Here is a 24,872-nt window from a genome sequence, read left to right as displayed (position 1 = left end):
AACGGTGGAGGAGCGATGACCACGACCCATGCCCCGGGGCGCGTCTGCGTGCTCGGCAGCGCCAACGTCGACGACGTCCGGGAGGTCGACCGCTTCCCGCGCCCGGGAGAGACCGTCTTCGCGCGCTCGCGCACCCGCGTCCCCGGCGGGAAGGGCCTGAACCAGGCGATCGCCGCCGCCCGAGCGGGCGCCGCCACCGCGCTGCGCGCCCGCATCGGCCGCGACGAGGAGGGGCGGATGCTGCGCGCCGCCGCCGCCGGAGCCGGCGTGGACACCGCCGGGATGCTCGAGGTCCCCGCGGCCACCGGCAGCGCCGCGATCCTCCGCGACGGCGCCGGGGAGAACTCGATCGTCGTGGCCGGCGGTGCCAACGCCGCGTTCACCGAGCTCACGGCCGATGATCTCGCCGCGGTCGCCGCCGCCGACGTCCTCCTCCTGCAGGGCGAGGTGCCCGTGGTCGCGCTCGAGCAGGCGGCCGTCCATGCCCGCGACCACGGCACCCGGGTGATCCTCACCCCTGCCCCGGTGCAGGAGTTCGGCGCCGACCTCCTCTCGGCGGTCGACCTGCTGGTTCCCAACGAGCACGAGGCGTGTGCGCTCGCCGGGCTCGAGGACCCGCGGGCCGCGGCCCGGGCGCTGACGGGAACGCGCCGCCGCGTGCTCATCACCCTGGGAGGTCGGGGCGCCGCGCTCGTGGACCCGTCCGGGGACGTGCAGGAGATCCCGCCGGTCCCGATGCGCGCCGTGGACACCACCGGCGCCGGAGACGCCTTCTGCGGAGCGCTCGCCGCGCGCCTGGCCGCCGGCGCGGAGCTGCCGGAGGCGGCGCGATGGGCCGCAGCCGCGGCCGCGCTGTCCGTCACCCGGGAGGGCTCGGCGACCTCGCCGGCGCGCGAGGAGGTCGAGCAGCTGCTGGAGCGTCCGCCGGGGTGAGCGCTGCTGGACCGTCCGCCGGTGTGAGACTCGTCCGCCGGTGCGGCAGCACCGGCATCGGCCGCGTAGATTCGAGGCAGCCCCGCCCCGACGATCGGAGACCCGCCCCGTGACCACGCAGACCACCGCCCCCGCCCCCGCCTCCTGGCGCGAGATCCCCGAGGGCGCGGTCGACCTGCGGCTCGTCGTCGTCGACATGGACGGCACCCTGCTGCTGCCCAGCGGCGAGGTCCCCGCCGCGTTCTGGCCCGTGCTCGAGCGCCTCGAGGAGCGCGGCATCGCTTTCGTCCCCGCGAGCGGCCGCCAGCTGGCCACCCTCCGCGCCGACTTCGGCCCCCACGGGGTGACCAGCTTCGTCGCCGAGAACGGGACCGTCGTGGTGCGCGAGGACGAGATCGTCGCGACCACCGCCCTGGAGACCGCCGTGGCCCGCGAGGCGATCCTCGCCGCCCGCGAGGCCGGGGCCGGGCGGCCGCTCGGCATCGTGCGCTGCGGCGTCCACGGCGCCTACGTCGAGCAGGCCGACGAGGAGTTCCTCCAGGTCGCGGGCCAGTACTACCACCAGCTCACCGTGGTCGAGGACCTCCTGGCCGTCCAGGACGAGGTCATCAAGGTCGCCGTGCACGACGCGATCGACGCCGCGCCGACCGCCGAGGCGGTCTTCGCGCGCTTCGCGCCCGCCCAGCAGGTCGTCGTCTCCGGCAAGCACTGGATCGACGTCATGCCCGCCACGGCCGACAAGGGCCGCGGGGTCCGCGCCCTGCAGGAGGCCCTCGGCGTGACACCCGCGCAGACCGCCGTGTTCGGCGACTACCTCAACGACCTGCCGATGTTCCCCGTGGCCGAGCACTCCTTCGCCATGGCCGATGCTCATCCCGACGTCGCCGCCGCGGCGCGCTACGGCGCTCCGAGCAATGCCGATGCCGGCGTGGTCCAGGTCCTCGAGCACCTGCTGGGCGACGCGTCGGTCCCCTCCGGCAGAATGCGCGGGTGAGCATTCCCCCTCCGAGCCCCGACCTCCGCCTCCACCGCACCGAGCGTCTGCGCCTGGACGCCCCCGGCCCCGAGGACCTCGAGCCCCTGCACGAGATCTACGCCGATCCCCGGGTATGGACGCACTACCCGAGCCAGCGCTTCACCGATCCCGCGCAGACCGCGGCCATGCTCGACCGCTTCCAGGGGAGCTGGCAGCGCGCCGGGCTCGGACCGTGGATCGTCCGCCGGCACGACGCCGACCCTGCCGACCCCTCCACGGTGCTCGGCAACGGAGGCTGCGACCTGCGCGGGCAGGAGCCGGACGGGCTCTTCTGGAACCTCGGATACCGCCTCACGCCCGCCGTGCAGGGCCGCGGTCTCGCCGGAGAGCTGGCCCGGGCCGCCGTGGATGCGGCACGCGCCCTCCGGCCCGAGCTGCCCGTGATCGCATACCTCCTCGAGGAGAACCGGGCCTCGCGGCGCGTGGCCGAGAAGACGGGGCTGTGCCTGCGGCATCGGGCTCCCGACGCCGGGAACCCCGATCCGCAGGCCGTGCGCCTGGTGCTGGCGGACCGGGAGCTCACCCCGGCGCAGCTCGCCTCCGCGCTGCACTGATCCGTCCGGGCCCGGGATGCCCGAGATCAGGGGGCTCGAGGTCAGGCGTGCTCGAGGTCAGGGGTGCTCGACATCGTCCCCCACGCAGAAGACGTTCCCCTCGGGATCCTCCATGATCGTCCACGCGAAGCCCTCCATCGCGTGGGTCTCCCGTTCGGTCGCGCCGAGCTCGCGCAGCCGGGCCACCGCGGCCAGGCGGTCCCCGCCGCCCCCGTCCAGATGCAGCCGGTTCTTGCCGGGCGTCGGGTCGGGGACCTGCTGGAAGGCGAGGCGGGGCGTGGTGCCCAGCGCGATGTACTCGCCGTAGTCCTCCACGACGGGCGCGCCGGTGGCCTGCGACCAGAACGTGGAGAGGGCGCGGGCGTCGCGGCAGTCGACGGTGATCATGCCGATCCGATAGGCGGTGGCGGCATCGGTGGTGGTCATGGGTCCTCCTCGGACGACGGGGTCGGTGCGGTCGATGCTCGCAGCCGGAGCGGACAGGACCTGACCGCGAACCCCGCCCGGGGCCTCAGCACCGCCCCAGCGCTGCGTGCCACCATGCCCGGATGGACCTCGAACAGCTCCGGGACGACGTCTGGGACCGGGTCGTGCCCGCGAGCGGGCTGGACGCCGGGTGGTGGGCGCTGCTGGCGCTCGCCGTGGCCCTGGTCGCCGTGGTCGTGCCCGTGATCTGGCTGCGGGCCCGGCTCGCGGTGACGATCGTGCACGAGCTGGGGCATGCCGTGATCGGCATGCTGCTGGGCCGCCGCTTCACGGGCTTCGTGGTGAGCGCGGACATGTCGGGGCACGCGGTGACGGTGGGGCCGCGCCGGGGATTCGGCCGGGTGGCCTCGACCTGGGCCGGGTACCCGGCGCCCGCCGTGGTCGGGGCGCTGCTCGTGCAGCTGGCCTTCGGAGGCTGGGCCGGCGCGGTGCTGCTGGCGGCGCTCGTGGTCCTGGTGCTCAGCGTCGTCTTCGCCCGCAGCGCGCACACCGTCCTCACGGTCCTGGTGACCGCGGCGCTGGTCGCCGCCGTGTGGTGGTGGGGCGGGCCGCTCGGCGCCGCGTGCCTCCTGCTCGGCGCGGGCGTGCTGCTCCTGCTGGGGGCGTGGCGCCACCTGGGCTCGGTGATCGCCACCGGGGGACGGCACGACGATCCGGGGCAGCTCGCCGAGCTCACCGGCGTGCCCGCCTGGCTGTGGAACGGGACGTTCGTCCTCGTGATCGGGGCCTGCACCTTCTGGGGCTGGACGGCCCTGTCCCCGCACCTAATGTGACCGCTCGGCCCCACCGCTTCCCGCTCCCGCACATGCGGCCCCGCCGCTCGCAGCTCCCGCTCATCCCGCCGCGCGGGTCGCAGGTCCTGCGCATTCGGCCGCGCCATCCCGCCGCGCGGGTCGCGGGTCCTGCGCATTCGGCCGCGCCGTCCCGCCGCGCCGCCGGCGGCCCAGCTCCCCTCACCAGTGCCGGGTGTGCTCCCCGGCGCCGAGCGTCTCCTCGAGGCCGGGCAGCCGCAGGCGGACCCGGGCCCCCGCCGGCACGGAGGCGTCCAGGCGGTGCTCCCGGCGGTCCACGGCGACCCGGAAGGTCCCCGCGACGCTGCGCCGCATCAGCTCGACGCGGTCCACGGGCACCGCAGGATCCGGGGCGAGCACCGCCTCGGTCCAGCCGTCCGCTCCGCGGCGCAGACCGGCCACGTGTTCGTGGATCCACGTCTGCGGCGTGCCCATGAAGTAGTGCGAGCAGGAGCGCGGCTGTTCCCACATCTCCATGAAGGTCGAGTTCCCGGCCTCGAGCCAGGCCCGCCACCCCGGCGCCGTCGGATTGGTGAGGACCCGCCAGGCGAGATCGCCGTGCCCCGCCTCGGACAGCGCCCCCAGCAGGTACCGCACGCCGATGTGGCCGCAGTCGTGGTGATCGCCCCGGCGGCCGATCTCCTCGACCAGCCGCGAGACCACCGCTTCCCGGGCCGCGGCGGGGACCACGTCCCAGGCCAGGGCCAGGGCGCTGACCGTCATCCGGAATCCGCCGTCGCGGCCGATGCGGTACTCACCCGCGCCCGCATCGAGGAAGGCCGCGTTGACGGCCCGCTCGAGGGACGCGGCCTGCTCGCGCAGGCGCCGCGCATCGGGGGAGAGGGCATCGGCGGCTGCTGCGGGACGGCGGCGGGCGAGGTCGAGGTCCAGGGCATGGGCCAGCCGTCGCAGCGCCCGGGCCACGAAGAGCGTGCCGGTCAGGCGCCGGTCCTCGGGGGCGGGCCCGGGGGATCCGGGCGTCAGGTAGTCGCCGAGGACCCCGTCGATCAGTCCGTCCGCATCGCGCCGGGCGAGCTCGTGATCCAGGTGGGCGCGGGCCGCCGCGGAATGCTGCGCGACCACGTCCGCATCGCCGTACTCGGTGGCCAGGTGGTCGATGAGGACCGGGAACAGCGTGGTCCACTCCGGGGCCGGGGACAGCTCGGTGTATCCCCAGCCGGGCGTCGGGGCGATCACGGGCAGGGAGCCGTCCGGGCGCTGGGCATCGGCCTGCTGCTGCAGGAACGCCCGCAGCGTGCGGTGGGCGGCGAAGCTCGCGGAGAAGGACTCCAGCGCCACCAGTGCGTCGCCGGTCCAGCCGTTCTTCTCGTGCATCGGCGTGTCGGTGGGGACGTGGTGGAGGTTGTTGGCGAGGGAGGCGCGCATCGCCGCGTCGAAGCGCTCGAGGTACGGCTCGGAGCTGCGGAGGCTGCTCGCGACGGCGAGATCGGCGTGGGCGTGGATCCCGGTGGTCTCGAGCATGTCCAGGTCCCCGGCCAGCACGTCGATCTGCACGTAGCGGAAGCCCTTGTAGCTGAACTGCGGCGCGAAGGAGCGGGCGCCCGATGGCTCCAGCCGCACCTCGTCGCACTGGAAGCGCGGGGTCCAGATGTGCTCGTTGTCGTCATCGACCGTGCCGTCCGGGCGCAGCTTCTCCCCATGGCGGGCGGTGAAGGCCAGCGGCGCGGCCTCGGCGGGGACCTCCGCCCGCAGCGCGTAGCGGCACCAGCCGGCGATCACCCGGCCCATGTCCAGGATCAGCCGGCCCCCGTCGCGCCGCACGACCTGCGGTCGGATCTCGGCGACCTCGACGACCCCTTCCGCCTCGCGCAGCTGCAGGGTCTCAGGGGCTGCGGCCGGCTGCGGCTCGAGCACCGGCAGCCAGGCGGAGTCGTCGAAGCCGGGGCGCGTCCACGCCTCGACGTCGGCGCCGGGCTCGGGGGCGAAGGTCTCGCCCTCGTACACCGAGTCGGCGGTGACGGGGCCGGGCCAGGTGCGCCAGGTGTCGTCGGTCCGGATCACGCGGCGGGTGCCATCGGCCAGCTCGATACTCAGGTGCGCCCATGCACGGACGGGGCCGCGCCACGGCGCCTGCTCCCAGCGCCACACGTTCGGCGTGGTCAGGGCATGGAACCCGCGGCCCAGGGCGATGGCCAGGACGTTCTGCCCCGGGCGCAGCAGGTCGGTGGGATCGGCCTCGCACACGAGCACGCGCCGGCGCGGATCCGTCAGCCCCGGGTCCAGGCGGGTGGGCAGCGCCTCGGCGCCGTTGACCCGGGCGCGGAACACGCCGAGCCCGGTCACCAGCAGCCTCGCGCGCAGCGGGGCGGCCGGCAGCGTGAAGGCGGTGCGCAGCAGGGGGTTCTGGGGGTCCTCGCCGGGAGCGGTGATCCAGCGGGCGAGGTCGGCGTCGATGCCGGTCATGGGGATCCTCCGAGGGCTCCCGCGGGGTCGGGAGCGCTCTGCCATCGTAGCGGCCCCGATGCCGCATCGGCCGGGGTGAAAATCCGTTGCCCGGTCGCCGGGGGATTCCGTACGGTCGTCGCCGTGGGTATCACCGCCAGCATGTTCATCCGGATCCGCCGCCGCTGACGGCGCGGATCCCGGACCCCTTCGACGATCTCGCGCCGCCCCCGGTCCCCGCCGGGCGGTGCCCGTCTGCTGCGCCCGCTCGGCTCCCGCCTCCCCGAGGAGCCCCCGTTGCATCGTCGCCCCCGCCATCCGTCCCGCACCCCCGCGCCGTCCCGCACCCCTGACCCACCCCGCACCCCTGTCGCACCCCGCACGCCTGCGCCGTCCCGCTCCCCGGAACCGTCGCGCGCCCGCCCGCCCCGGGCCCCCGGCGCGCACGAGCTGGGCCAGAACCATCTGCGCGATCGCCGGATCATCGAGCGCATCGTCCGGCGCGTCGAGGAGGTCCCCGGGGACATCGTCGACTGGGGCGCCGGGGACGGGGCCCTCACCCTCGCGCTGCTGCGCCTTCGCCGACCGATCGAGGCCGTCGAGATCGATCCCCGTGCGGCGCAGGCCCTCGCCCGGCGCGCCGCAGCGCAGGGGACCGGATCCGCGGACCGGCTGCGGATCCTCCAGCAGGACCTCCTGCGCCATCGGCCGGCGCCGGGGACGGTCGTCGTGGCCAACCTTCCCTTCCACCTCACCACCGCGGCGCTGCGCCACCTGCTGTCCTCGCGCGGATGGCGGCGGGCGGTGCTCATCACGCAGTGGGAGGTCGCGCGCAAGCGCGCCGGTGTGGGCGGCGCCACCATGATGACCGCCCAGTGGTGGCCCTGGTACGAGGTCCGCCTCGACGGGCGGATCCCGCAGTCGGCCTTCCGCCCGCGCCCCGGCGTGGACGCGGGCCTGCTGGTGGTCGACCGGCGCCGCCGGCCCCTGCTCCCCGCCGCGGAGCAGGGCGAGCACCAGCGGTTCGTCCGCCGGGTCTTCACCGGCCCCGGGCGGGGGATCGCCCAGGTCCTGCAGCGCGCCGGCGGGCTCGGCGAGGTCGCGGCGCGGGAGTTCTGCGCCCGCCACGGGTACGCGCCCAGCGCGCTCCCGCGCGAGGTCGACCCGGCGCACTGGATCGACGCCCGCGCCGCCTCCCGCCCCGGACGACGGGGCCGATGACCCCCGGTGCGGCGGGCGGCGGCCCCGGGGCGGCGGCCGGCGATCCCCGGCGCCGGGTGCTGCCCGGCGGGACCGTGTGGCCGGGGCAGGGCCACCTGTCCTACGCTTGCCGTTCACCGCCCGATCCGCCCGAGGAGTCCGATGTCCGCGATCGCCGTCCCGGCCCGCCGTCCCGTCCTTGCCGACGCCGTCCTGCCGCGCGCCACCTGGCTGACCGATCTCGCCCTCGTGCTCGGCGGCGCCGCGTTCGTCGCCCTGCTGGCCCAGGTGACGATCCCGCTGCCGATCGTCCCCATCACCGGCCAGACCCTGGCCGTGATCGTGGTCGGCGCCTCCCTCGGCGCGCGCCGAGGGGCCGCGGCCCTGGTGACCTACCTGCTCGCGGGCCTCGCGGGCGCCCCCGTCTTCGCCGGGCTCACCGGCTCGATCGCGGCGGTCGCCACCCCCAGCTTCGGCTTCATCCTCGGCTTCATCCCGGCGGCGTTCGTCGCCGGGGCCTTCGCCGAGCGCTCCTGGGACCGGCGCTCCTGGAAGGCGTTCCTCGGCTTCGTCGCCGCGAGCATCGTGCCCTTCCTCCTCGGCGTGCCGTACATGGCGATGATCCTGAACGTCGTCCTGGGCGCGCAGTACGACCTCGCGGGCATCCTGCAGGTCGGCGTCACCCCGTTCATCCTCGGCGGCCTCGTCAAGGCGGCCATCGCCGCCGTGCTCATCCCGCTGGCATGGCGGGGAGTGCGCGCCGTCGACGAGCGCGCCTGACCGGACCCCGTCCCCGGAGGCACCTCCGGCGAAGGACCTGCCGGAGGAGCCGATCGTGGGGCATCATCGGCTCATGCAGCAGCGCATCAGCTTCATCACCCTCGCGGTCCGCGATCTCGACGCGAGCCGCGCGTTCTACCTCGACGGCCTCGGCTGGAGCGCCGAGCTGGACGTGCCCGGCGAGGTGATCATGATCCGGGCCGGCCAGCACCTGATCCTCAGCCTGTGGCGGGCCGAGGAGTTCGAGGCAGAGGTCGGGCCGATCGTCCGCGGCGTGGGCGTCCCGCCGATCACCCTGGCCCACAACGTGGCCTCGCCCGACGAGGTCGACGCCGTCCTGGAGACCGCCCGCGAGGCCGGTTCCCCCGACGTCTCCGCGGCGGCCTCGCGCGCCTGGGGCGGGTACACCGGCTACTTCGCCGACCCGGACGGCTTCCGCTGGGAGATCGCGTACAACCCCGGGGAGATCGGACTGTCCGTGCTCCCGGACCAGGGCTGAGCGGGCCGGGCCGTCCCGACGGGGCGTGCCCGCCGATCAGCCCCCGCGGACCCGACGCGCTCGGACGGGGCCGCATCGGCCCGGGGGCCTCAGGCCGTGAGCAGGCTCGCGGTCAGCAGGACGGTCACCGCGACCGAGGGCACCAGGGCGGCCACGTTCCACCAGCGCCGGTAGGTCATCACGGCCACGAACTCCCGCAGGGTCGCGCTGGGGACGTAGTAGGAGGCGGTCCGGCCGCCGACGGCCTGGTCCGCGAAACCCAGGCTGCGCGCGATGAGCGCCGCGCGGAACGCGTGGTACCGGCTGGTGACCACCGTGAACGGGCCGCTGAGGCCGGCCTCCTCCAGCAGCCGGTGCGAGAAGATGATGTTCTCCTCCGTGGTGCGGGACTCCCGCTCCACGAGCACGCGCTCCGCCGGCACCCCGGCCTCCTCGACGAGGTACTCGGCCATCGCCTCGGCCTCGGCGCGCGGCTCGTCCGGGCCCTTCCCGCCGGAGGGCACGAGCACGGGGTCGATGCCGCGGGCCAGCAGCTCCTCGCGGCAGGCGACGCCGGCGTCCAGACGCGCGCGCAGCAGCGGCGTCACCCGGCCGCGGATCAGCCCGGAGCCATGGACGATGACGCCGGGGGAGTCGAGCCGCAGCGGGAAGGACTGATAGAGCAGGGAGGCCGCCAGGAAGATCGCGAAGGCGAGGCTGAGGTGCAGGGAGACCAGCCCCAGCAGCACCCCCAGGCCGATCCCGAAGGGGTTGCGGGTGAGCACCAGCGCGAGGGCGAGCACCGGGGCGGCGAACACGGCGAGCCCCGCGAGCAGGGAGAGCGCATTGCCCAGGCTGCGGCCCTCCTTGCGCAGGATCGTCAGCCCGTTCGCCACGAGGAACGCCCCGAGCGCGAGCACCGCCGGGATCACGGAGAGCGTCGTCGCCAGGCTCCACACCCCGCCGAAGGGGACCAGCGTCGAGACCAGGTGCAGCACCAGCGAGATGCTCGACCACAGGGCGCACAGCAGCAGCGCGCCATTGCGCACCCGCCGCCTCTCGCGGCGGAACACGACCAGGAACAGCGCCCACCACAGGGCGGTGAGGACGATGGCACCGAGCACGGCAGGGCTCCTCGAGCAGGACGGACGGGCGGTCGGGGGCCATCGTGGCACACGCCGCAGGCACCGCCTCCGCGTCGCTCCCAGGAACCCGGGCCGGCCCGGGGAGATACTGGACGGGTCCGCGCGCACCACCGTCCGCGCCGCGGGCAGGCAAGGACCCACCCCATCGCCGCCGTGTGCGGCCGAGGAGCCCAGAACCCGTGAGCACCCCGCCCGTCAAGCTCGCCGTCGGCGACACCGCCCCCGCCTTCGACCTGGCCACGGCCGGAGGAGGCCGGGTCCGCCTCGAGGATCTGCGGGGAGCGCCGGCCCTGATCTGGTTCTACCCCGCGGCCAACACCAGCCTGTGCACCAAGCAGGCCTGCGACCTGCGCGACAACCACCGCCTGTTCGTGGACGCCGGCTACCGCGTCGTGGGGATCTCCCCGGATCCGGTGGCCGAGCTGGACCGCTTCGCGGCCGAGCAGGACCTCCCGTACACCCTCGCCTCCGACGAGTCCCACGCAGTGATGGCGGCCTACGGCGCCTGGGGCGAGAAGAACATGTACGGCAAGCTCGTCGAGGGCACCATCCGCTCGACCTTCGCGATCGACGCCGACGGCGTGCTGACCTTCGTGAAGTACCGCGTGGGCACCCCGAAGCACATCGCGCTGCTGCAGGAGAAGCTCGGCCTGTGACCGGCCAGGAGCAGAGCGCGGCGCCGCGGACGGTTCCCCCCGCCGTGGTACGTTCCCCCCGAGACCCGGTCGCGAACAGGGAAAAGGTGTCGGTGACGGATGTGAATGCCACGGCCCCGATCACGGTGCAGGGCGAGGACGAGGACGCGCAGCAGTCTCCCGCCGAGCCTGCGGACGGCGAGGTCCCCCCGGCGCTGGTGTCCTTCGTGATCCCCTGCTACAACTCCGCCGACTACCTCCACCGCGCCGTCGAGCCGCTGCTGGCGGCCCCCGAGCACGTGGAGATCGTGCTGGTGAACGACGGCTCCCGCGACGCCACCGGGGAGATCGTGGACCGCTACGCCGCCGCGCACCCCGGGACCGTCCGCGCGGTCCACCGCGAGAACGGCGGCCACGGCGCGGCGATGGACAGCGGCATCTCGGTGGCCCGCGGCACCTACGTGAAGGTCCTCGACAGCGACGACTGGACGGACCCGCTGGCCCTGGGGGAGTACCTGCGCCGCCTGCGCGACTGGGTCACCTCCGGCGAGCAGCCCGATGTGGTCATCACCAACTACGTCTACGAGAACGAGGGCCGCGGCTCCCGCCGCCGCGTCCGCTACGGCTCGTTCATCCCCGAGGGCCGGATCTGCACCTGGGACGACCTGCGCCGCCCCCGCGTCGGGCGGTACCTGCTCATGCACGCCCTCACCTACCGGCGCGAGGTGCTGCGGCGCTCCGGGGTCTCCTTCCCCCCGCACACCTTCTACGTCGACAACCTCATGGCGGCCATCCCGCTGCGGGAGGTGCGCACGCTCGCCTACCTCGACATCGACCTGTACCGCTACTACATCGGCCGCGAGGACCAGTCGGTGCAGGAGTCGGTGATGCTCACCCGCATCGACCAGCAGCTGCGGGTGAACCGCCTGCTGGTGGCCGCGCTGCGCTCGACGGAGATCGCCGATGCCCGGCACCGCCGCTACCTGCTGCACTACGCCACCATCGTCTGCAGCGTCTCGCTGACGCTGACCGCGCTCGCCGGGACCGAGGAGTCCCGCCGCGACCGCAAGGACCTGCTGCTGTACGTCAAGCGCACCGACCCGCGCGTGTACAAGGCCTTCCGCCGCTCGCCGACGGGCCTGCTGCTGTCCGTGCCCGGCCGCGGCGGCGAGATGCTGGTGCGCTCCTCCTACCGGATCGCCCGGAAGTACATCGGCTTCAACTGACCGAGAGGACGTGACGTGATCCGCATCGGGTCCTTTTGGTCGCCGGGCCCTGCTCGGGTAGGCTGATCCGGCGTGCCCGACGCTCCGGCGGACGGCACCAGGAGACGTGGCAGAGCGGCCGAATGCGCTCCCCTGCTAAGGGAGTAGGCGGTGAAAAGTCGCCTCGGAGGTTCAAATCCTCTCGTCTCCGCCCCTATGGGCCAGAGGCTCCTCGGACGTGTCCGGGGAGCCTCTCTCGTGCCCGGGCGCGACGGCGATCGGTGCGAATGCTCCGCGGCCGGAGCAGTGCGCGGATACAGTGATGTGGACCACTCCGCCACCCCAGGAGGATCCATGAGCACGTCCGAATCCGTCTCCGGCACCCCGGACGAGATCTCCGCGACCGAGACGATCCCCGAGCTGGTCGAGCGCCACCTGTGGGCGGCGCGCATCGCCGAGCACGGCCGCAGCGCGCAGCTGCTGATCCACGACGGGGTGCTGCGCCAGAGCATCATCGCCGTCACCTCCGGCACCCGCCTGCACGAGCACAACGCCCCGCATGCCGCGTCCCTCCAGGTCCTCTCCGGGCGGATCGCGCTGACCGGGCAGGACGCGGTGCAGGAGATCGTCGCCGGGGAGCTCGAGCCGATCACCCACGCCCGTCACGGCATCGAGGCGCTCGAGGACAGCGTGTTCCTTCTCACCGCCGTGACGAGCCTTCCGGAGGACCTCAGAGCCCCCTGACCTGCACAGACGCTGCGGGACTCCCAGATGGGGGACAGGTGGCGGCGCACCTGAGGGCGGGTTGTAGTCTTTCCCCCGTCCGTTCAGTGCCGACCGGCCGCTCCGCCGCGCGCGCAGTCGGCCGGACCCGGCGCCGCCGAACTCCAGGAGGCCCCGTGCCCGACGCCGACGCGTTCAGCGTTCCCACCCTGACCAGCGAGTTCCCCGTGGTCGGGGACGACCCGCACATCGATGCGCCTCTGCGCGCCACCGTCCGCAGGCTGTCCACGCTGCTGGGCCGCACCCTCGCCGACCAGCACGGCCCCGAGCTGCTGGAGCTGGTCGAGGACGTGCGCCGCCAGACCAAGGAGGCCAAGGCCTCCGACCGCACCGAGGACGCCCTGGCCGTCCAGGAGCGCCTGGCCGCCCTGCCCATCGAGCAGGCGACCTCGCTGACCCGCGCCTTCACCGAGTACTTCCTCCTGGCCAACGCCGCCGAGCAGGTCTACCGCGTGCGCGCGCTGGGCGAGCGCTCCGCGGCGCAGTCGCTGATGGCCCGCACCATCCGCGCCGTCCACGACAAGCTGGGCGCCGAGGGCCTGCAGGAGGCCGTCGACTCCCTGGACGTGCGCCTGGTGTTCACGGCGCACCCCACGGAGGCCTCCCGCCGCGCCGTGCTGACGAAGCTGCGCTCGATCTCCGACCTCCTCGAGCACGAGACCGAGGAGGGCACCCCGGAGCGCCGCCGTCAGGACCGTGCGCTCGCCGAGCTCATCGAGACGCTCTGGCAGACCGACGAGCTGCGCAGCCAGCGCCCCACCCCGCAGGACGAGGCGCGCAACGCCCTCTACTACCTCAAGCAGATCTACCAGCACACCATGCCGGGACTGCTCGACGACCTCCGCGACGAGCTCGCCGAGCACGGCGCGGAGCTGCGCGAGCGCGCCGTGCCGCTGCGCTTCGGCTCCTGGATCGGCGGCGACCGCGACGGCAACCCCTTCGTCACCGCGCAGGTCACCCGTGAGGTGCTGCTGCTGCAGGCGGAGAACGCCATCGAGATCTCGATCAACGTGCTCACCGAGCTGCTGGCCGGGCTGTCCGTCTCGAGCGTCCTCACCGGCGACGACGAGGAGCTGCGCGCGAGCCTCGCCGCGGACCTCGGCCTGCGCCTGGACAGCGACCCCGAGCAGCAGTCGATGTACCAGCAGGAGCCGTACCGCCTCAAGCTCGACGCGATGCGCGCCAAGCTCGTCGCGACCCGCGAGCGGATCCGCTCCGGCGAGCCGCACGTGCCCGGCCGCGACTACCGCGACGGCCACGAGCTGCAGGACGACGTCACGCTCCTGCGCGACGTGCTGCGCCGCCACGGCGGCACCCGCGCGGCCGACGGCTCCCTCGCCGTCGCCCAGCAGGTCCTCGCCGGCATCGGCCTGAACCTCGCCACGCTCGACATCCGCGAGCACGCGGAGAAGCACCACGAGCTGCTGGCCCGCCTGTTCGACCGCGTCGGCGAGCTGGAGGTGCCCTACCTCGAGCTGAGCCGCGAGGCCCGCACCCGCGTGCTCTCCCACGAGCTCGCCTCCCGTCGCCCGCTCGTGGGCAGCGACCTCACCGAGAACGCGACCGTCCTGGACGACGCGACCCGCACCACGTACAACGTGTTCCGCGAGATCCGCGAGGCGCAGCGCACCTACGGCCCCGAGGTCATCGAGACGTACATCGTCTCCATGACCCGCGGCGCGGACGACGTCCTCGCCGTCGCGCTGCTGGCCCGCGAGGCGGGGCTCGTGAGCCTCGCCGGGGAGGACAAGCGCTCCGACATCGGCTTCGCGCCGCTGCTGGAGACCGTCGAGGAGCTGCGCCACGCCGGCGAGATCCTCGACGAGCTGCTCAGCGACCCGTCCTACCGGGAGATCGTCCGCCTGCGCGGGGATCGCCAGGAGGTCATGCTCGGCTACTCCGACGGCAACAAGGACTCCGGCGTCGTCACCAGCCAGTGGGAGATCCACCAGGCCCAGCGGCGCCTGCGCGACGCGGCCGCCGAGCACGGCGTGACCCTGCGCCTGTTCCACGGCCGCGGCGGCTCGGTGGGCCGCGGCGGCGGCCCCACCTACGACGCGATCCTCGCCCAGCCGTACGGCGTGCTCGAGGGATCGATCAAGTTCACCGAGCAGGGCGAGGTCATCTCCGACAAGTACACCCTGCCGGTGCTCGCCCGCGAGAACCTCGAGCTGTCGATGGCCGCGGTCCTCGAGGGCTCCGCGCTGCACACCACCCCGCGCTCGACCCCGGAGCAGCTGGACCGCTTCGGCGAGGTCATGCAGAAGGTGTCCGATGCGGCGTTCGCCCGCTACCGCACCCTGGTCGACGACCCGGACCTGCCCGAGTACTTCGTGACCTCCACCCCGGTGGAGCAGCTGGGCGACCTGAACATCGGCTCGCGCCCCTCCAAGCGCACCACCTCGGAGAAGGGCCTCGACGGCCTGCGGGCGATCCCGTGGGTGTTCGGCTGGACCCAGTCCCGCCAGATCGTCCCGGGCTGGTTCGGCGCGGGCTCCGGCCTGAAGGCCGCGCGCGAGGCCGGCCTCGAGGCCGATCTGCACGAGATGCTCCGCCACTGGCACTTCTTCCGCACCGTCGTCTCCAACATCGAGATGACGCTCGCGAAGACCGACATGGACATCGCCGCGCACTACGTGCGCTCCCTCGTTCCGGAGCGCCTGTGGCCGCTGTACGACCGGATCCGCGAGGAGTACGAGCTCACCGTCGCGGAGATGGAGCGGCTGACCGGGGTGCTGAACCTGCTGGACAACCAGCCGATCCTCAAGCGCACCCTCACCGTCCGGGACCGCTACCTCGACCCGATCTCCTACATGCAGGTCGCGATGCTCCAGCGCGTGCGCGCCGCCGCGGAGCGGGGCGAGCCCGTGGACGAGGGCCTGCAGCGCGCCCTGCTGACCACCATCAACGGCGTCGCCGCGGGTCTGAAGAACACCGGCTGATCCGCCGCGTCACCCTCCGCACGGCCCGGACAGGCACCCCGCCTGCCCGGGCCGTGCGTCGTCCGGGGCGGATCCGGGACCCGCGGGGCAGCGAGCGCCGGCAGACCGGGCGCTCACGGCGGCGGATCCGGCGCCACGACGACCGAGTGCCGGGTGGCGAGCCGGATCCGCAGGGGATCTGGCTCGCCACCCGGCACTCGTGAGGTCGTGCCGCCGGGGTCAGCGACCGGCGGCCGCGTCGGGGGTCGCCCGTCGAGGGCCGGGGGTCACCACTCGAGGATGGCCCAGCGCTTCTTCTTGGCGACGGAGTAGAGGCCCAGGTCGGGGCTCACGGCGGAGGGGGTGCCGACGAGCTCGAGCCAGGAGGCATCGGCCATCGAGTCGCCGTAGCCGTAGGAGGCCTTGAGGTTCGCACCGCGCTGGTCGGCGTACTTGGCCAGCCAGTTGGCGCGGGCCTCGTCCACCACCGGGGGAGTGGCGAGGTAGCCGGTGAGCACGCCGTTCTCGTCCACGTCCATGGTGGTGGCCACGACGTCGTCGAAGAGGTCGGCCAGCGGCTCGACGAGGACGTCGAGCGCACCGGTGACCAGGACGGTGCGGTGCCCGGCGGCGCGGTGCTTCTCGATCAGGGCGAGGGCCTCGGGGCGGATGGAGGCGCGGATGCGCCGACCCAGCTCGCCGCTCATGAGGGCGCGCAGGTCCTCGGCCCGGTAGCCCTCGTAGCGGCGGTTGACCATGCGGATCAGCTCGGAGCGGTTGCGCTGCTCGGCCCGCAGGTAGGCGGGGACGGTGCGCAGCAGCGAGCCGATCTCCAGGGCCCACTGGGTGCGCGGCTTGGTGGCGCGGACCACGGCGAGGTACTGCTGGATGACGTTGGTGGAGATGACCGTGCCGTCGAGGTCGAAGACGGCCAGGGCGTCGGGGGACTCCTTGAGCGGGCCGGCGGGGCGGGCGGCGCGGGTGCGCAGCGCGGCCTTGCCGCGGGAGTAGGCCTTCGTGAGCTCGGTGACCGCCGGCAGGTGGAGGTCCTGGAAGTAGTCGCGCCACACGATGGTGGTGACGTCGAAGTCCTGCTTCTCGAGGAACTCGGCGGGCAGCTCGGCGCGCAGGGCACGGGTGTTGGCGTCGTCGAAGACCATCTCGGTCTTGGTGTACTGGCGGTACAGCTCGATGTACTTGCGCAGCGTCGTCAGCCCCGAGGAGGCGCGGTGCAGCGAGGAGGTCCACTCGCGGGTGCGCCGCGAGGAGGGCAGGTGCGCGACGACGTTCTGGCCGACCTTGGTGGCGATCTCCTTGGCGCGGAACTTCTGCTCGACCATCTCCACGGCCGGGAAGGTCCACTCGGGGACGGCGACCTCGCGGCCCTTGTCGTCCTGCAGCGGGTGCTCGAGGAAGTACTCGCGCACCGCGCTGACCATCTCGTGGAAGGGCAGCGGGTTCGAGGCGCCGGAGACGACCTGGTAGTAGGCCTCGTCGCCGCGGCGGGAGACGTCCTGGGTCGCGAGCGCCACGATCACGTTGACCACGAAGTCGACGGGGATGATGTCGAGGATCGAGTCGGCCAGCCCCGGGAACTCGGGCAGCACGCCCTTGCCGTAGGCCATGATCAGCGGGTCGGCGACCTTGTAGCCGTCGATCCAGCCCGGGAAGGGACGCCGCAGCGCGGACTCGATGATGGACGGGCGCACGAAGGAGACGCGGTGGCCGGCATCGGCCCACATCTCCTCGGCCACGCGCTCGGCCATGGCCTTGGTGAAGGTGTAGATGTCGGTCCAGCCGACGGACTGGGCGCGGGTGCGGCCGAAGTCGATCAGGCGCTCCTGCATCCACTCGCGGCGGGCCTCCTCGGCCGATGCGGCCGCGGCCTTGGGGCCCATGCGCCCGTCGCGCAGGGCGGCGGTGCGCATGCGGGCGCGCAGCGTCTCGGGACGGCGGGACTCGGCCTCGACGCGGACGCGGGCGTCCAGGGCGGCGTCGTACTCCGCGGACCAGTCGACGTCGTGGACCAGGCGGCCCTCCTGGCGCAGGCCCTTGGAGATGCCGCCGACGTAGGCGGTGGACACGTGGATCACGTGCGGGTCCTGCCCGGAGTCGCGCAGCGCCTGGTAGAGGTTGCGGGCGCCGCCGACGTTGGTGCGGAAGGCCTCGTCGATCGGCGGGTCGAAGGACACCGAGGACGCGGAGTGGATGACCGTGTCGAAGGTCGTGGTCAGCTCCGGCATGGCGGTGAGGTCGCCCTCGAGCGCGCTCACCCGGGCGTCGAAGATCTCCCGGACCTCATCGGCCCCGGCGCGCTGGGCCCAGGAGGCGAAGACGGGCTTGCGCAGCAGGCCCTGCAGGCGCTTCATGCCGCCGACGGAGCCCTTGGGGCGCACCAGGGCCGTGACGTGGACGTCCTCGGTGTTCTCGAGCAGCGACTGCAGGACCGCCTGGCCCAGGAATCCGGTGACCCCCGTGAGGAGGATCTGGCGGGCGGCGGGGGACGAGTTCGACATGCAGCGGTTCCCTTGGGTCGGCGGGCCCGCACGTGCGGGCCGGGAAGGAGCGGTTCTGTGCGGCAGTGCCCTGCAGGCGGATCCCGTGCGCAGGGCTCCGTGCACGGCAGGTGCCCGCAGGACGGTGCGCGCAGGTCTCTGCACGCAGGTCACAGCCCCGGGATCGGGGCTGGGCAGAACCCCGCTAGTGTATCGTAGCCGCCATGCACAGGGCCCTGATCACCGGTGGAACCGCAGGTATCGGAGCGGCGTTCGCGAAGGCTTATGCGAGGCGGGGGGTCGACCTGGTGCTGGTGGCCCGCAGCGCCGAGCGCCTCGAGCAGACCGCCTTCTCGCTGGCCACCGCCTACGACGTCGAGGTCGAGACGATGGTCGCCGACCTCTCCGACCGCGAGGACCAGCAGCGCGTCGCCGACCGCCTCGAGAACCATGGAGAGTTCGCGCACTCCGCGCCCGTGGACATCCTCGTCAACAACGCCGGCTTCTCCGTCCGCGCCTCGCTGCTGGATCCCGACATCTCCGAGCACGACCGCGGCTTCGAGGTGATGCAGCGCGCCGTGCTGAAGCTCTCGGGCGCCGCGGGGCGGGCGATGGCCGCGCGCGGGCAGGGCTGGATCATCACGGTCGCCTCCGTCTCCAGCCAGGTCACGCAGAACAACTACTCCGCCATCAAGGCGTGGGCCGCGAACTTCTCCGAGTCCCTCAGCGTGCAGCTGGAGGGCACCGGGGTGATCGCCACGGCGCTCATGCCGGGCTGGGTGCGCACCGAGTTCCACGAGCGCGCCGGCATCAAGGGCTCCTCCATCCCGGATCCGCTGTGGCTGGATGCGGACGATCTCGTCGAGGGGTGCCTGCGCGACGTCGCCCGCGGCAAGCCGATCTCCGTGCCGAGCCTGCGCTGGAAGGTGATCTCCGCCGCGCTGCGGGGGACCCCCCGCTCGGTGGTCCATCGGCTGAGCTCGCTGCTCAGCGACCGTCGCAGCAAGGAGCGCTGACCATGGCCCCGAGCACGCCGGAGCAGCCCGCGCGCCGGATCCCGTCCCTGTCGGCCAAGGGCCGCGCGGAGGGCTGGGAGGACGCCGAGGGCGACCTCGCGAAGTACCGCTCGCCGTGGCGCGCCCGCGTGCGCTGGGTGCTGCAGCGGGTGCTGTTCCGCATCCTGGTGCGCGCGAACGTCACCCAGACCGTGAAGGTCGCCCGCCGGGTGCGCAGCGTCCGCGGCCCCTTCGTGCTGGTCGCCAACCACACCAGCCACCTCGACGCGCCGATGCTCGCGCAGGGGCTGCCGTGGACGCAGGCGCGCTACCTCTCCACCGGGGTGGCGGCCGACTACTTCTTCCGCGTCTGGTACCGCCGCTGGTTCGTGCGGTGGATGTTCAACGCCTTCCCGATCGACCGGGACGGCTCGCGCCGGAACTCGGGGACCTCGCGGCGCCTGCTGCGCGCCGGGGTCCCGATCCTCGTGTTCCCCGAGGGCACCCGCCAGACCTCCGGCCGGATGACGGATTTCAAGCCGGGGGCGGCCGCGCTCGCCTCCGGGGTCGGCGTGCCGGTGGTCCCGGCCGCCATCATCGGCGGCTATGAGGCCATGCCGAAGGGCCGCAGCTGGCCGAAGAAGGGCCGGCCGCCGGTCGGCGTGGTCTTCGGCGAGCCGATGACCGCCGAGGACGGCGAGTCGGTCGCGGCGTACATGCAGCGCATCCGCGCTCGCGTGCAGAATCTGTATGACGAGCACTACGAGGAGATCCTGGGGGCGCCGAACCCGCGCGCCGCAGGTGATGAGGAGAACGCATGAGTGCAGGCACGGCACGCCCGACCGCCCGTGAGGTCCGTCGTCACAAGTGGTGGGGCTGGGGGCAGGACGACGTCGCGTTCCGCCACGACAACAAGCCTGCCTTCGCGCCGCTGGCCCGGGACAAGATCAGCCTGGACCTCGCCACCAGCGTCCCGGACCCGGATCCGGACCTGTCCCTGCTCGAGGTGCCGCCGTCGGGCCTGCCCGAGGCGGTGCGCGAGCAGCTCGCCTCCGCGGTGGGGGAGGACAACCTGCTGCTCGAGGACGAGTTCCGGGTGCTGCACTCCTTCGGCCGCTCCCTGCCGGACCTGGTGCGCGTGCGCGCCGGCGGCTACGAGCGGCTCGTGGACGCCGTGGTCTACCCGGCCTCCGAGGACGAGATCGAGGCGGTCCTGCGGATCGTGCTGGACCACGACCTGGTGCTGATCCCCTACGGCGGCGGCTCCTGCATCTCCGGCTCGGTCACCCCCGATCCCGCCGAGCGGCGGCCCGTGATCACCCTGAACATGGGCCGCCTGGACCGCGTGGTGGACATCGACGAGACCGCCGGCCTGGCGCGCGTGGAGGCCGGCGTCTACGGCCCCGACCTGGAGGAGCAGCTGCAGGAGCGCGGCTGGACGATGGGCCACTTCCCGGACTCCTTCACCTACTCGACCCTCGGCGGCTGGGCGGCGACCCGCTCCAGCGGCATGCAGTCGGACAAGTACGGCGACATCGAGGACATCGTGCGCGGCCTGCGGGTGGTCCACCCGCGCGGCGTGATCTCGACCAAGGCGATCCCGGGCCGCGACTCGGGCCCGTCCCTGCACGAGCTGCTGCTGGGCAGCGAGGGCCGCCTGGGCATCATCTCCGAGTGCACCGTCCAGGTGCACCGGGTGGCGTCGGTCCGCCAGGTCATCGCCTACATGTACCCCGACTGGGAGCACGGGATCCGCGGCATGCACGCGATCGCCCGGTCCGAGGTCTCGCCCACCTTCACCCGTCTGTCCGACGGCCCGGAGACCGAGTTCAGCCTCGCCATGGTCAAGGAGCCCACCTCCACCAAGGGCAAGGTCGCCGCGAAGGTGCAGGACACCCTGTTCGCGTACCTGCGCTCCAAGGGCTGGCAGACCCAGGGCGAGATGTGCATCTCCTACGTGTGCTTCGAGGGCACCAAGGAGCATGTCGAGCGCGAGAAGTCGATCGTGAAGAAGATCGTCTCGCGCAACGGCGGGATCACCCTGGGCTCCGGCCCCGGCGCGATCTACGACCAGAAGAAGTTCGACACCCCGTACCTGCGCGACTTCCTCATGAGCCACCAGGTGTTCGGCGACGTCTGCGACACGGGAGCGACCTGGTCGCGGATCAACGAGATCCACTCCCGGGTGTACGACGCGTTCCACGCCCAGCGCCGGGAGGTCGGCAAGCCCGGCTTCATGTTCTGCCACATGTCGCACAGCTACCACGCGGGCGCCTGCCTGTACTTCACGTTCGCGATCCCGTACGAGTCCGAGGAGACCGCGCTGGAGGAGTACTACGGCGCCAAGCGCCGGGTGCAACAGGCCTTCGTCGACCACGGCTCGACCGTGTCCCACCACCATGCGGTGGGCACCGAGCACCAGCCGTGGATCGAGGAGGACATCACCTCCCTCGGCGCCGACGTGATCCGGGGCGTGTTCGCGCAGAACGATCCGGGACGCAACCTCAACCCCGGCAAGATCGTCAGCCCCTGACGGGGGCTGGGAGGACGGGCCGATGGGCCGCATCTTCGTGCTGCGCCACGGCGAGAGCACCGCGAACGTCGAGGGGTTGATCGTCAGCCGCCCCGGCCGGCGCGCCCTGAGCGAGGTCGGGCTGACCGCGCTCGGCCGCGAGCAGGCCCGCGCGGCCGGGGCCGGCAGCGGCCTCGGGGCCGATGCGGTGATCGTCACGAGCGACTTCGCTCGCGCCGCGCAGACGGCCGCGGAGTTCGCGGCGGCGATCGGCGCGGCGGAGCCCGTGGTCGACGTGCGGCTGCGCGAACGCTGCTTCGGCACCTTCGACGAGGGCCCCGCCACCGCCTACGACGGGATCTGGGCGGCCGATGCCTCCGGGGCGCACCCCGGCGAGGGAGTCGAGAGCGTCGAGGAGGTCGCCGCGCGGGCGATGGCCGTGCTGGAGGAGGCCCGCGCCCGCCCCGGGCAGGCCCCGGTGGTCCTCGTCGCCCACGGGGACGTGCTGCAGATCCTGCTCGCCGTCGCCTCCGGGCGCCCCGCCCGGGAGCACCGCGCCCTCGCCCATCTGGGCAACGCCGAGCTGCGCGAGATCCCGGCGGGGGTCGCCGCGCCGGCCGCGGTAGAAGCCCCGGCGGGGGTCGAAGCCCCGGCGGGAGTCGCCTCTCCGGCGGCAGCCGCCGCCCCGGCGCGGGCCGCCGCCTCGGCGGGCGCCCGCGACGATGCCTGATCCGCGGCCGATGCCGGCCGGTCGGCGCGCGACCCCTGCCGGCCGGCGTGCGGCCCCGGCCCGCCACGGCCGGGTGCTGTCGGTCTCCGTGCCCCCGGCCGAGGCGGCGGCGATCGCGCGCGAGGTGCTCGGGACCCTCGGCTGGCGGGTGCGCGCGCAGACCCCCGCGACGCTCGAGCTCGAGCGAGGACGCCGCGGCGCGACGATCCTCCTCGGCGGCCTCGCAGGACAGGCGCTGCACCTCACCGCCGCCCTCGGCGTCGCCGAGCGGCCCCACGGCACGGATCTGCGCCTGGTCTGGGACGACCGCGAGGGCCGCGCCCTGGGCGGCAGCCTGGGCCGGCGCCGGGCCCACCGCATCCTCGAGGAGTCCCTCCGCGCCCTCGAGGAGGACCTGCGCGAGCGCTCCCTGCTGCTCGGGGTGCGCGAGCTGGGCTGAGGGCTGTGAGCGGCGTCACCGCGAGAACATCGGATGATGCCGCCTCTGCTCTGGACATGCCCCGGGGGTGACGTGCCTACGATGGACCGCACGCACGGCCGCACCGACGAGCCGGCGTCCCCCCGCCCCGCCCCGGGCACCACGACACCACGATGGAGCTGCCAGCATGACGTTGCGCGTCGCCGTTTTCGGCGAGAACAGGCACGAGAAGGTGGACCCGAAGGTCCAGGAGATCTACCCCGAGGGGATGCACACGGTCATCGCCGACGGCCTGCGCAGCCTCCTCGCCGCCGACGGCGTCGAGGCGGAGGTGCGCATCGCCCTGCTCGACGACATCGAGGAATCCCTGTCCGAGGAGGCCCTCCAGAGCACCGATGTCCTGACCTGGTGGGGGCACATGGCCCACGATGACGTGCCCGACGAGATCGCCGAGCGCGTCGCCCGGCGCGTGCACGAGGGCATGGGCCTGATCCCGCTGCACTCGGCCCACTACTCCAAGCCGTTCCGGCGGCTCCTGGGCACCACCTGCAACCTGCTGTGGCGCAACGAGGGCGAGGAGGAGCGCGTGTGGACCGTCAACGGGTCCCACCCGATCGCCCGCGGCGTCCCGCATCCGATCGTCATCCCCGCCCAGGAGATGTACGGCGAGATGTTCGACATCCCCGCCCCGGACGAGCTCGTGTTCATCTCCTCCTTCGCCGGGGGAGAGGTCTTCCGCTCGGGCTGCGTCTTCCACCGCGGCAAGGGGAAGATGTTCTACTTCAGCCCCGGCGACCAGGAGTACCCGGTCTACCGCCAGCCGGAGATCCAGCGCGTGCTCGCCAACGCCGTGCTCTGGGCCCGCCCCGAGGATCGCGAGGCCGCGCCGGTGAAGATCGCCAACGCCCCGCGCGACTGGTTCCGCGAGGGCGCCCGCACCGCGGAGGGCGAGGAGATCACCCGTGTCATCTGATCTGCAGGCCGCGACGAGCACCTCCGGGGCCGTCGCCGATCCGAACGCCGCCGTCGCGAACTCCTCCGGGCAGCCGCCGCTGCGCGCCGTGGTGGTGGGCGCCGGGGGCATGGGCCGATGGTGGGCCCGGGTGATCGCCTCCAGCCCGGTGACGGAGCTCGTCGGCGTCGCGGACCTCGTCGAGGGCATGCCCGCCGAGTCCATCGCGCAGTCCGGGGTCGAGGACCCGTCCGCGGTCGCCATCGGCACCGACGGCGTGGACCTCGCCCTCGAGGTCGGCGCGGACATCCTCATCAACCCCACCGTGCCGGTCGCCCACCACCCGGTGACGGTCAAGGCCCTGCACGCCGGGATCCCGGTGCTGGGGGAGAAGCCCGTCACCGAGACCCTGCCCGAGGCGCTGAGCCTGATGGCGCACGCCGAGCTGACCGGCGTCCCGTTCATGGTCTCCCAGTCCCGCCGCTTCTTCCCGCAGGTGCGGGAGCTGCGCCGCTTCATCGCGGACCATGGGCCGACGGTGCTCACCAGCGCCTTCTTCTCCCTGTTCCACGAGCACACGGGCTTCCGCGCCGAGCAGCAGCACCCGCTGCTGCGCGACATGGGCATCCACGCCTTCGACACCGCGCGGTACATCACCGGCACCGACCCGGTGGCCGTCACCGCGCACGGCGCCAACCCCGCCTGGAGCGTGTACGCCGGGGACGCGACGGTGACCTGCACCTTCGAGATGACCGGCGGCTCGCTGTTCGTCTACAACGGCACCTGGAACCCGCGCGGCCTGCCGACGTACTGGAACAGCGAGTGGCGCATCGGCACGGAGCACGGCTCGGCGACCTGGGACGGCACGGGCGTGCCCGTGCTGGGCACCGAGGACGAGGACCGCACCCGGGAGCTGCAGTCCGCCGTCGAGCAGGCGCTGGCGGAGCCCGAGCCCGACCAGATCGACGCCTCGATCATCGAGTTCGTCACCGCCCTGCGGGAGAAGCGCTCGCCGATGTGCGAGGTCCACGAGAACATCCTCAGCTTCGCGATGGTCGAGGCGGCCGTCGCGTCGATCGACCGCGGTGCCCGCGTCGTCATCGACGAGCTGCTCGAGGAGGCCCTCGTCCAGGCGATCGCCGCGGAGACGTACCCCGAGGCCCGCGAGATCATGCAGGGCTGGGGCTCGGTCCGCGCAGCCATCGAGCGGGGCTGACGCCCCGGGACGAACGCGGAACGGACGCCCCGGGAGGACGGCCCAGCGGGATGCCGTGCGACGGATGCCCCGGGGTGGACACCTCGGGGCGTTCGAGCGATCGTCCCGATCTGTTCCACTTTCGCGAGGCGGGTTCTAACGGTCAGCGCAACAGGTGCTCGGAGAATACCTCTCTTGGCGTAGCAAATTCAAGCCGCTTTCGCG

General features: G+C 73.4%; 22 protein-coding genes and 1 tRNA gene. 19 read left to right on the top strand and 4 right to left on the bottom strand.

Going from position 1 to position 24,872, the window contains the following annotated elements:
* The first annotated feature begins 15 nt into the window (after positions 1 to 15).
* The 3 genes from ABD234_RS18115 to ABD234_RS18105 all read left to right on the top strand — a co-directional run bounded on the left by ABD234_RS18115 (position 16) and on the right by ABD234_RS18105 (position 2,523).
* The gene (locus ABD234_RS18115; protein ID WP_344359252.1) at positions 16 to 933 is read left to right on the top strand and encodes a PfkB family carbohydrate kinase; all 918 of its coding nucleotides are present in this window, start codon (positions 16 to 18) and stop codon (positions 931 to 933) included.
* A gap of 109 nt (positions 934 to 1,042) precedes the next feature.
* Positions 1,043 to 1,927, top strand: coding sequence for a Cof-type HAD-IIB family hydrolase (locus ABD234_RS18110; RefSeq protein ID WP_344359249.1), 885 nt, complete (start codon positions 1,043 to 1,045; stop codon positions 1,925 to 1,927).
* A complete protein-coding gene (locus ABD234_RS18105) occupies positions 1,924 to 2,523 on the top strand; it encodes a GNAT family N-acetyltransferase (RefSeq protein WP_344359247.1) in 600 nt (199 codons plus the stop codon). The genes ABD234_RS18110 and ABD234_RS18105 overlap by 4 nt, the downstream gene beginning before the upstream one ends.
* Before the next feature lie 57 nt (positions 2,524 to 2,580).
* On the opposite strand, the gene ABD234_RS18100 is transcribed toward ABD234_RS18105, so the two are convergent.
* Positions 2,581 to 2,949 carry a VOC family protein gene (locus ABD234_RS18100; RefSeq protein WP_038374232.1) on the bottom strand — a complete coding sequence of 123 codons (369 nt, stop codon included), beginning with the start codon at positions 2,947 to 2,949 and terminating at the stop codon, positions 2,581 to 2,583.
* A 122-nt stretch (positions 2,950 to 3,071) separates the two neighbouring features.
* Between ABD234_RS18100 and ABD234_RS18095 the strand changes: the two genes are divergently transcribed.
* Positions 3,072 to 3,782 (top strand): M50 family metallopeptidase, encoded by a 711-nt coding sequence (locus tag ABD234_RS18095; protein WP_038374233.1) that lies wholly within the window; start codon positions 3,072 to 3,074, stop codon positions 3,780 to 3,782.
* A gap of 180 nt (positions 3,783 to 3,962) precedes the next feature.
* Here ABD234_RS18095 and ABD234_RS18090 read toward each other — a convergent pair whose 3' ends face one another.
* Positions 3,963 to 6,224: a family 78 glycoside hydrolase catalytic domain gene (locus tag ABD234_RS18090; protein WP_051487126.1), complete on the bottom strand. Its 2,262-nt coding sequence runs from the start codon at positions 6,222 to 6,224 to the stop codon at positions 3,963 to 3,965.
* 429 nt (positions 6,225 to 6,653) lie between these two features.
* Between ABD234_RS18090 and erm the strand changes: the two genes are divergently transcribed.
* The 3 genes from erm (at position 6,654) to ABD234_RS18075 (ending at position 8,682) form a co-directional block, all read left to right on the top strand.
* Complete coding sequence (gene erm / locus ABD234_RS18085) at positions 6,654 to 7,424, top strand: 23S ribosomal RNA methyltransferase Erm (RefSeq protein ID WP_051487133.1); 771 nt, start codon at positions 6,654 to 6,656, stop codon at positions 7,422 to 7,424.
* A gap of 141 nt (positions 7,425 to 7,565) precedes the next feature.
* Positions 7,566 to 8,183: a biotin transporter BioY gene (locus ABD234_RS18080; protein WP_038374235.1), complete on the top strand. Its 618-nt coding sequence runs from the start codon at positions 7,566 to 7,568 to the stop codon at positions 8,181 to 8,183.
* A 73-nt stretch (positions 8,184 to 8,256) separates the two neighbouring features.
* Positions 8,257 to 8,682 carry a VOC family protein gene (locus ABD234_RS18075; protein WP_038374236.1) on the top strand — a complete coding sequence of 142 codons (426 nt, stop codon included), beginning with the start codon at positions 8,257 to 8,259 and terminating at the stop codon, positions 8,680 to 8,682.
* Positions 8,683 to 8,771: 89 nt separating this feature from the next.
* Here the strand turns inward: ABD234_RS18075 and ABD234_RS18070 are convergent, their stop codons facing one another.
* The gene (locus tag ABD234_RS18070; protein WP_198025471.1) at positions 8,772 to 9,785 is read right to left on the bottom strand and encodes a YdcF family protein; all 1,014 of its coding nucleotides are present in this window, start codon (positions 9,783 to 9,785) and stop codon (positions 8,772 to 8,774) included.
* 200 nt (positions 9,786 to 9,985) lie between these two features.
* On the opposite strand from ABD234_RS18070, the gene ABD234_RS18065 reads away from it, so the two are divergent.
* From ABD234_RS18065 to ppc, 5 genes are all read left to right on the top strand, one after another.
* On the top strand, positions 9,986 to 10,462 hold the full coding sequence (locus ABD234_RS18065; protein ID WP_038374237.1) for a peroxiredoxin: 477 nt from the start codon (positions 9,986 to 9,988) through the stop codon (positions 10,460 to 10,462).
* Between the two features lie 92 nt (positions 10,463 to 10,554).
* Positions 10,555 to 11,667, top strand: a complete 1,113-nt coding sequence (locus ABD234_RS18060; RefSeq protein ID WP_198025472.1) for a glycosyltransferase family 2 protein — start codon at positions 10,555 to 10,557, stop codon at positions 11,665 to 11,667.
* 100 nt (positions 11,668 to 11,767) lie between these two features.
* Positions 11,768 to 11,857 (top strand) — tRNA-Ser (locus ABD234_RS18055).
* Positions 11,858 to 12,000: 143 nt separating this feature from the next.
* Positions 12,001 to 12,390 carry a cupin domain-containing protein gene (locus tag ABD234_RS18050; RefSeq protein ID WP_232226480.1) on the top strand — a complete coding sequence of 130 codons (390 nt, stop codon included), beginning with the start codon at positions 12,001 to 12,003 and terminating at the stop codon, positions 12,388 to 12,390.
* Between the two features lie 155 nt (positions 12,391 to 12,545).
* The gene (ppc, locus tag ABD234_RS18045) at positions 12,546 to 15,371 is read left to right on the top strand and encodes a phosphoenolpyruvate carboxylase (RefSeq protein ID WP_038374238.1); all 2,826 of its coding nucleotides are present in this window, start codon (positions 12,546 to 12,548) and stop codon (positions 15,369 to 15,371) included.
* Between the two features lie 266 nt (positions 15,372 to 15,637).
* On the opposite strand, the gene ABD234_RS18040 is transcribed toward ppc, so the two are convergent.
* Positions 15,638 to 17,866 carry an HAD-IB family hydrolase gene (locus ABD234_RS18040; RefSeq protein WP_038374239.1) on the bottom strand — a complete coding sequence of 743 codons (2,229 nt, stop codon included), beginning with the start codon at positions 17,864 to 17,866 and terminating at the stop codon, positions 15,638 to 15,640.
* Positions 17,867 to 18,069: 203 nt separating this feature from the next.
* Here ABD234_RS18040 and ABD234_RS18035 point away from each other — a divergent pair, with 203 nt between their 5' ends.
* From ABD234_RS18035 to ABD234_RS18005, 7 genes are all read left to right on the top strand, one after another.
* On the top strand, positions 18,070 to 18,861 hold the full coding sequence (locus ABD234_RS18035) for an SDR family NAD(P)-dependent oxidoreductase (protein WP_038374241.1): 792 nt from the start codon (positions 18,070 to 18,072) through the stop codon (positions 18,859 to 18,861).
* Positions 18,862 to 18,863: 2 nt separating this feature from the next.
* Entirely contained in the window at positions 18,864 to 19,661 is a 798-nt protein-coding gene (locus tag ABD234_RS18030; protein ID WP_084148658.1) for a lysophospholipid acyltransferase family protein, read from the top strand.
* Positions 19,658 to 21,373 (top strand): FAD-binding oxidoreductase, encoded by a 1,716-nt coding sequence (locus tag ABD234_RS18025; RefSeq protein WP_038374242.1) that lies wholly within the window; start codon positions 19,658 to 19,660, stop codon positions 21,371 to 21,373. Before ABD234_RS18030 ends, ABD234_RS18025 begins: the two co-directional genes overlap by 4 nt.
* A gap of 22 nt (positions 21,374 to 21,395) precedes the next feature.
* The gene (locus tag ABD234_RS18020; RefSeq protein ID WP_084148659.1) at positions 21,396 to 22,082 is read left to right on the top strand and encodes a histidine phosphatase family protein; all 687 of its coding nucleotides are present in this window, start codon (positions 21,396 to 21,398) and stop codon (positions 22,080 to 22,082) included.
* The gene (locus tag ABD234_RS18015; protein ID WP_198025474.1) at positions 22,075 to 22,521 is read left to right on the top strand and encodes a hypothetical protein; all 447 of its coding nucleotides are present in this window, start codon (positions 22,075 to 22,077) and stop codon (positions 22,519 to 22,521) included. The genes ABD234_RS18020 and ABD234_RS18015 overlap by 8 nt, the downstream gene beginning before the upstream one ends.
* 166 nt (positions 22,522 to 22,687) lie before the next feature.
* Positions 22,688 to 23,473 (top strand): ThuA domain-containing protein, encoded by a 786-nt coding sequence (locus ABD234_RS18010; protein ID WP_038374243.1) that lies wholly within the window; start codon positions 22,688 to 22,690, stop codon positions 23,471 to 23,473.
* On the top strand, positions 23,463 to 24,668 hold the full coding sequence (locus ABD234_RS18005; protein ID WP_344359231.1) for a Gfo/Idh/MocA family protein: 1,206 nt from the start codon (positions 23,463 to 23,465) through the stop codon (positions 24,666 to 24,668). Before ABD234_RS18010 ends, ABD234_RS18005 begins: the two co-directional genes overlap by 11 nt.
* The last annotated feature ends 204 nt before the right edge of the window (positions 24,669 to 24,872 follow it).

Origin of the sequence: Brachybacterium phenoliresistens, from assembly GCF_039530785.1 — a bacterium.
Classification (GTDB): Bacteria; Actinomycetota; Actinomycetes; order Actinomycetales; family Dermabacteraceae; genus Brachybacterium; species Brachybacterium phenoliresistens.
This window is presented reverse-complemented; position numbering and strand designations above follow the sequence as displayed.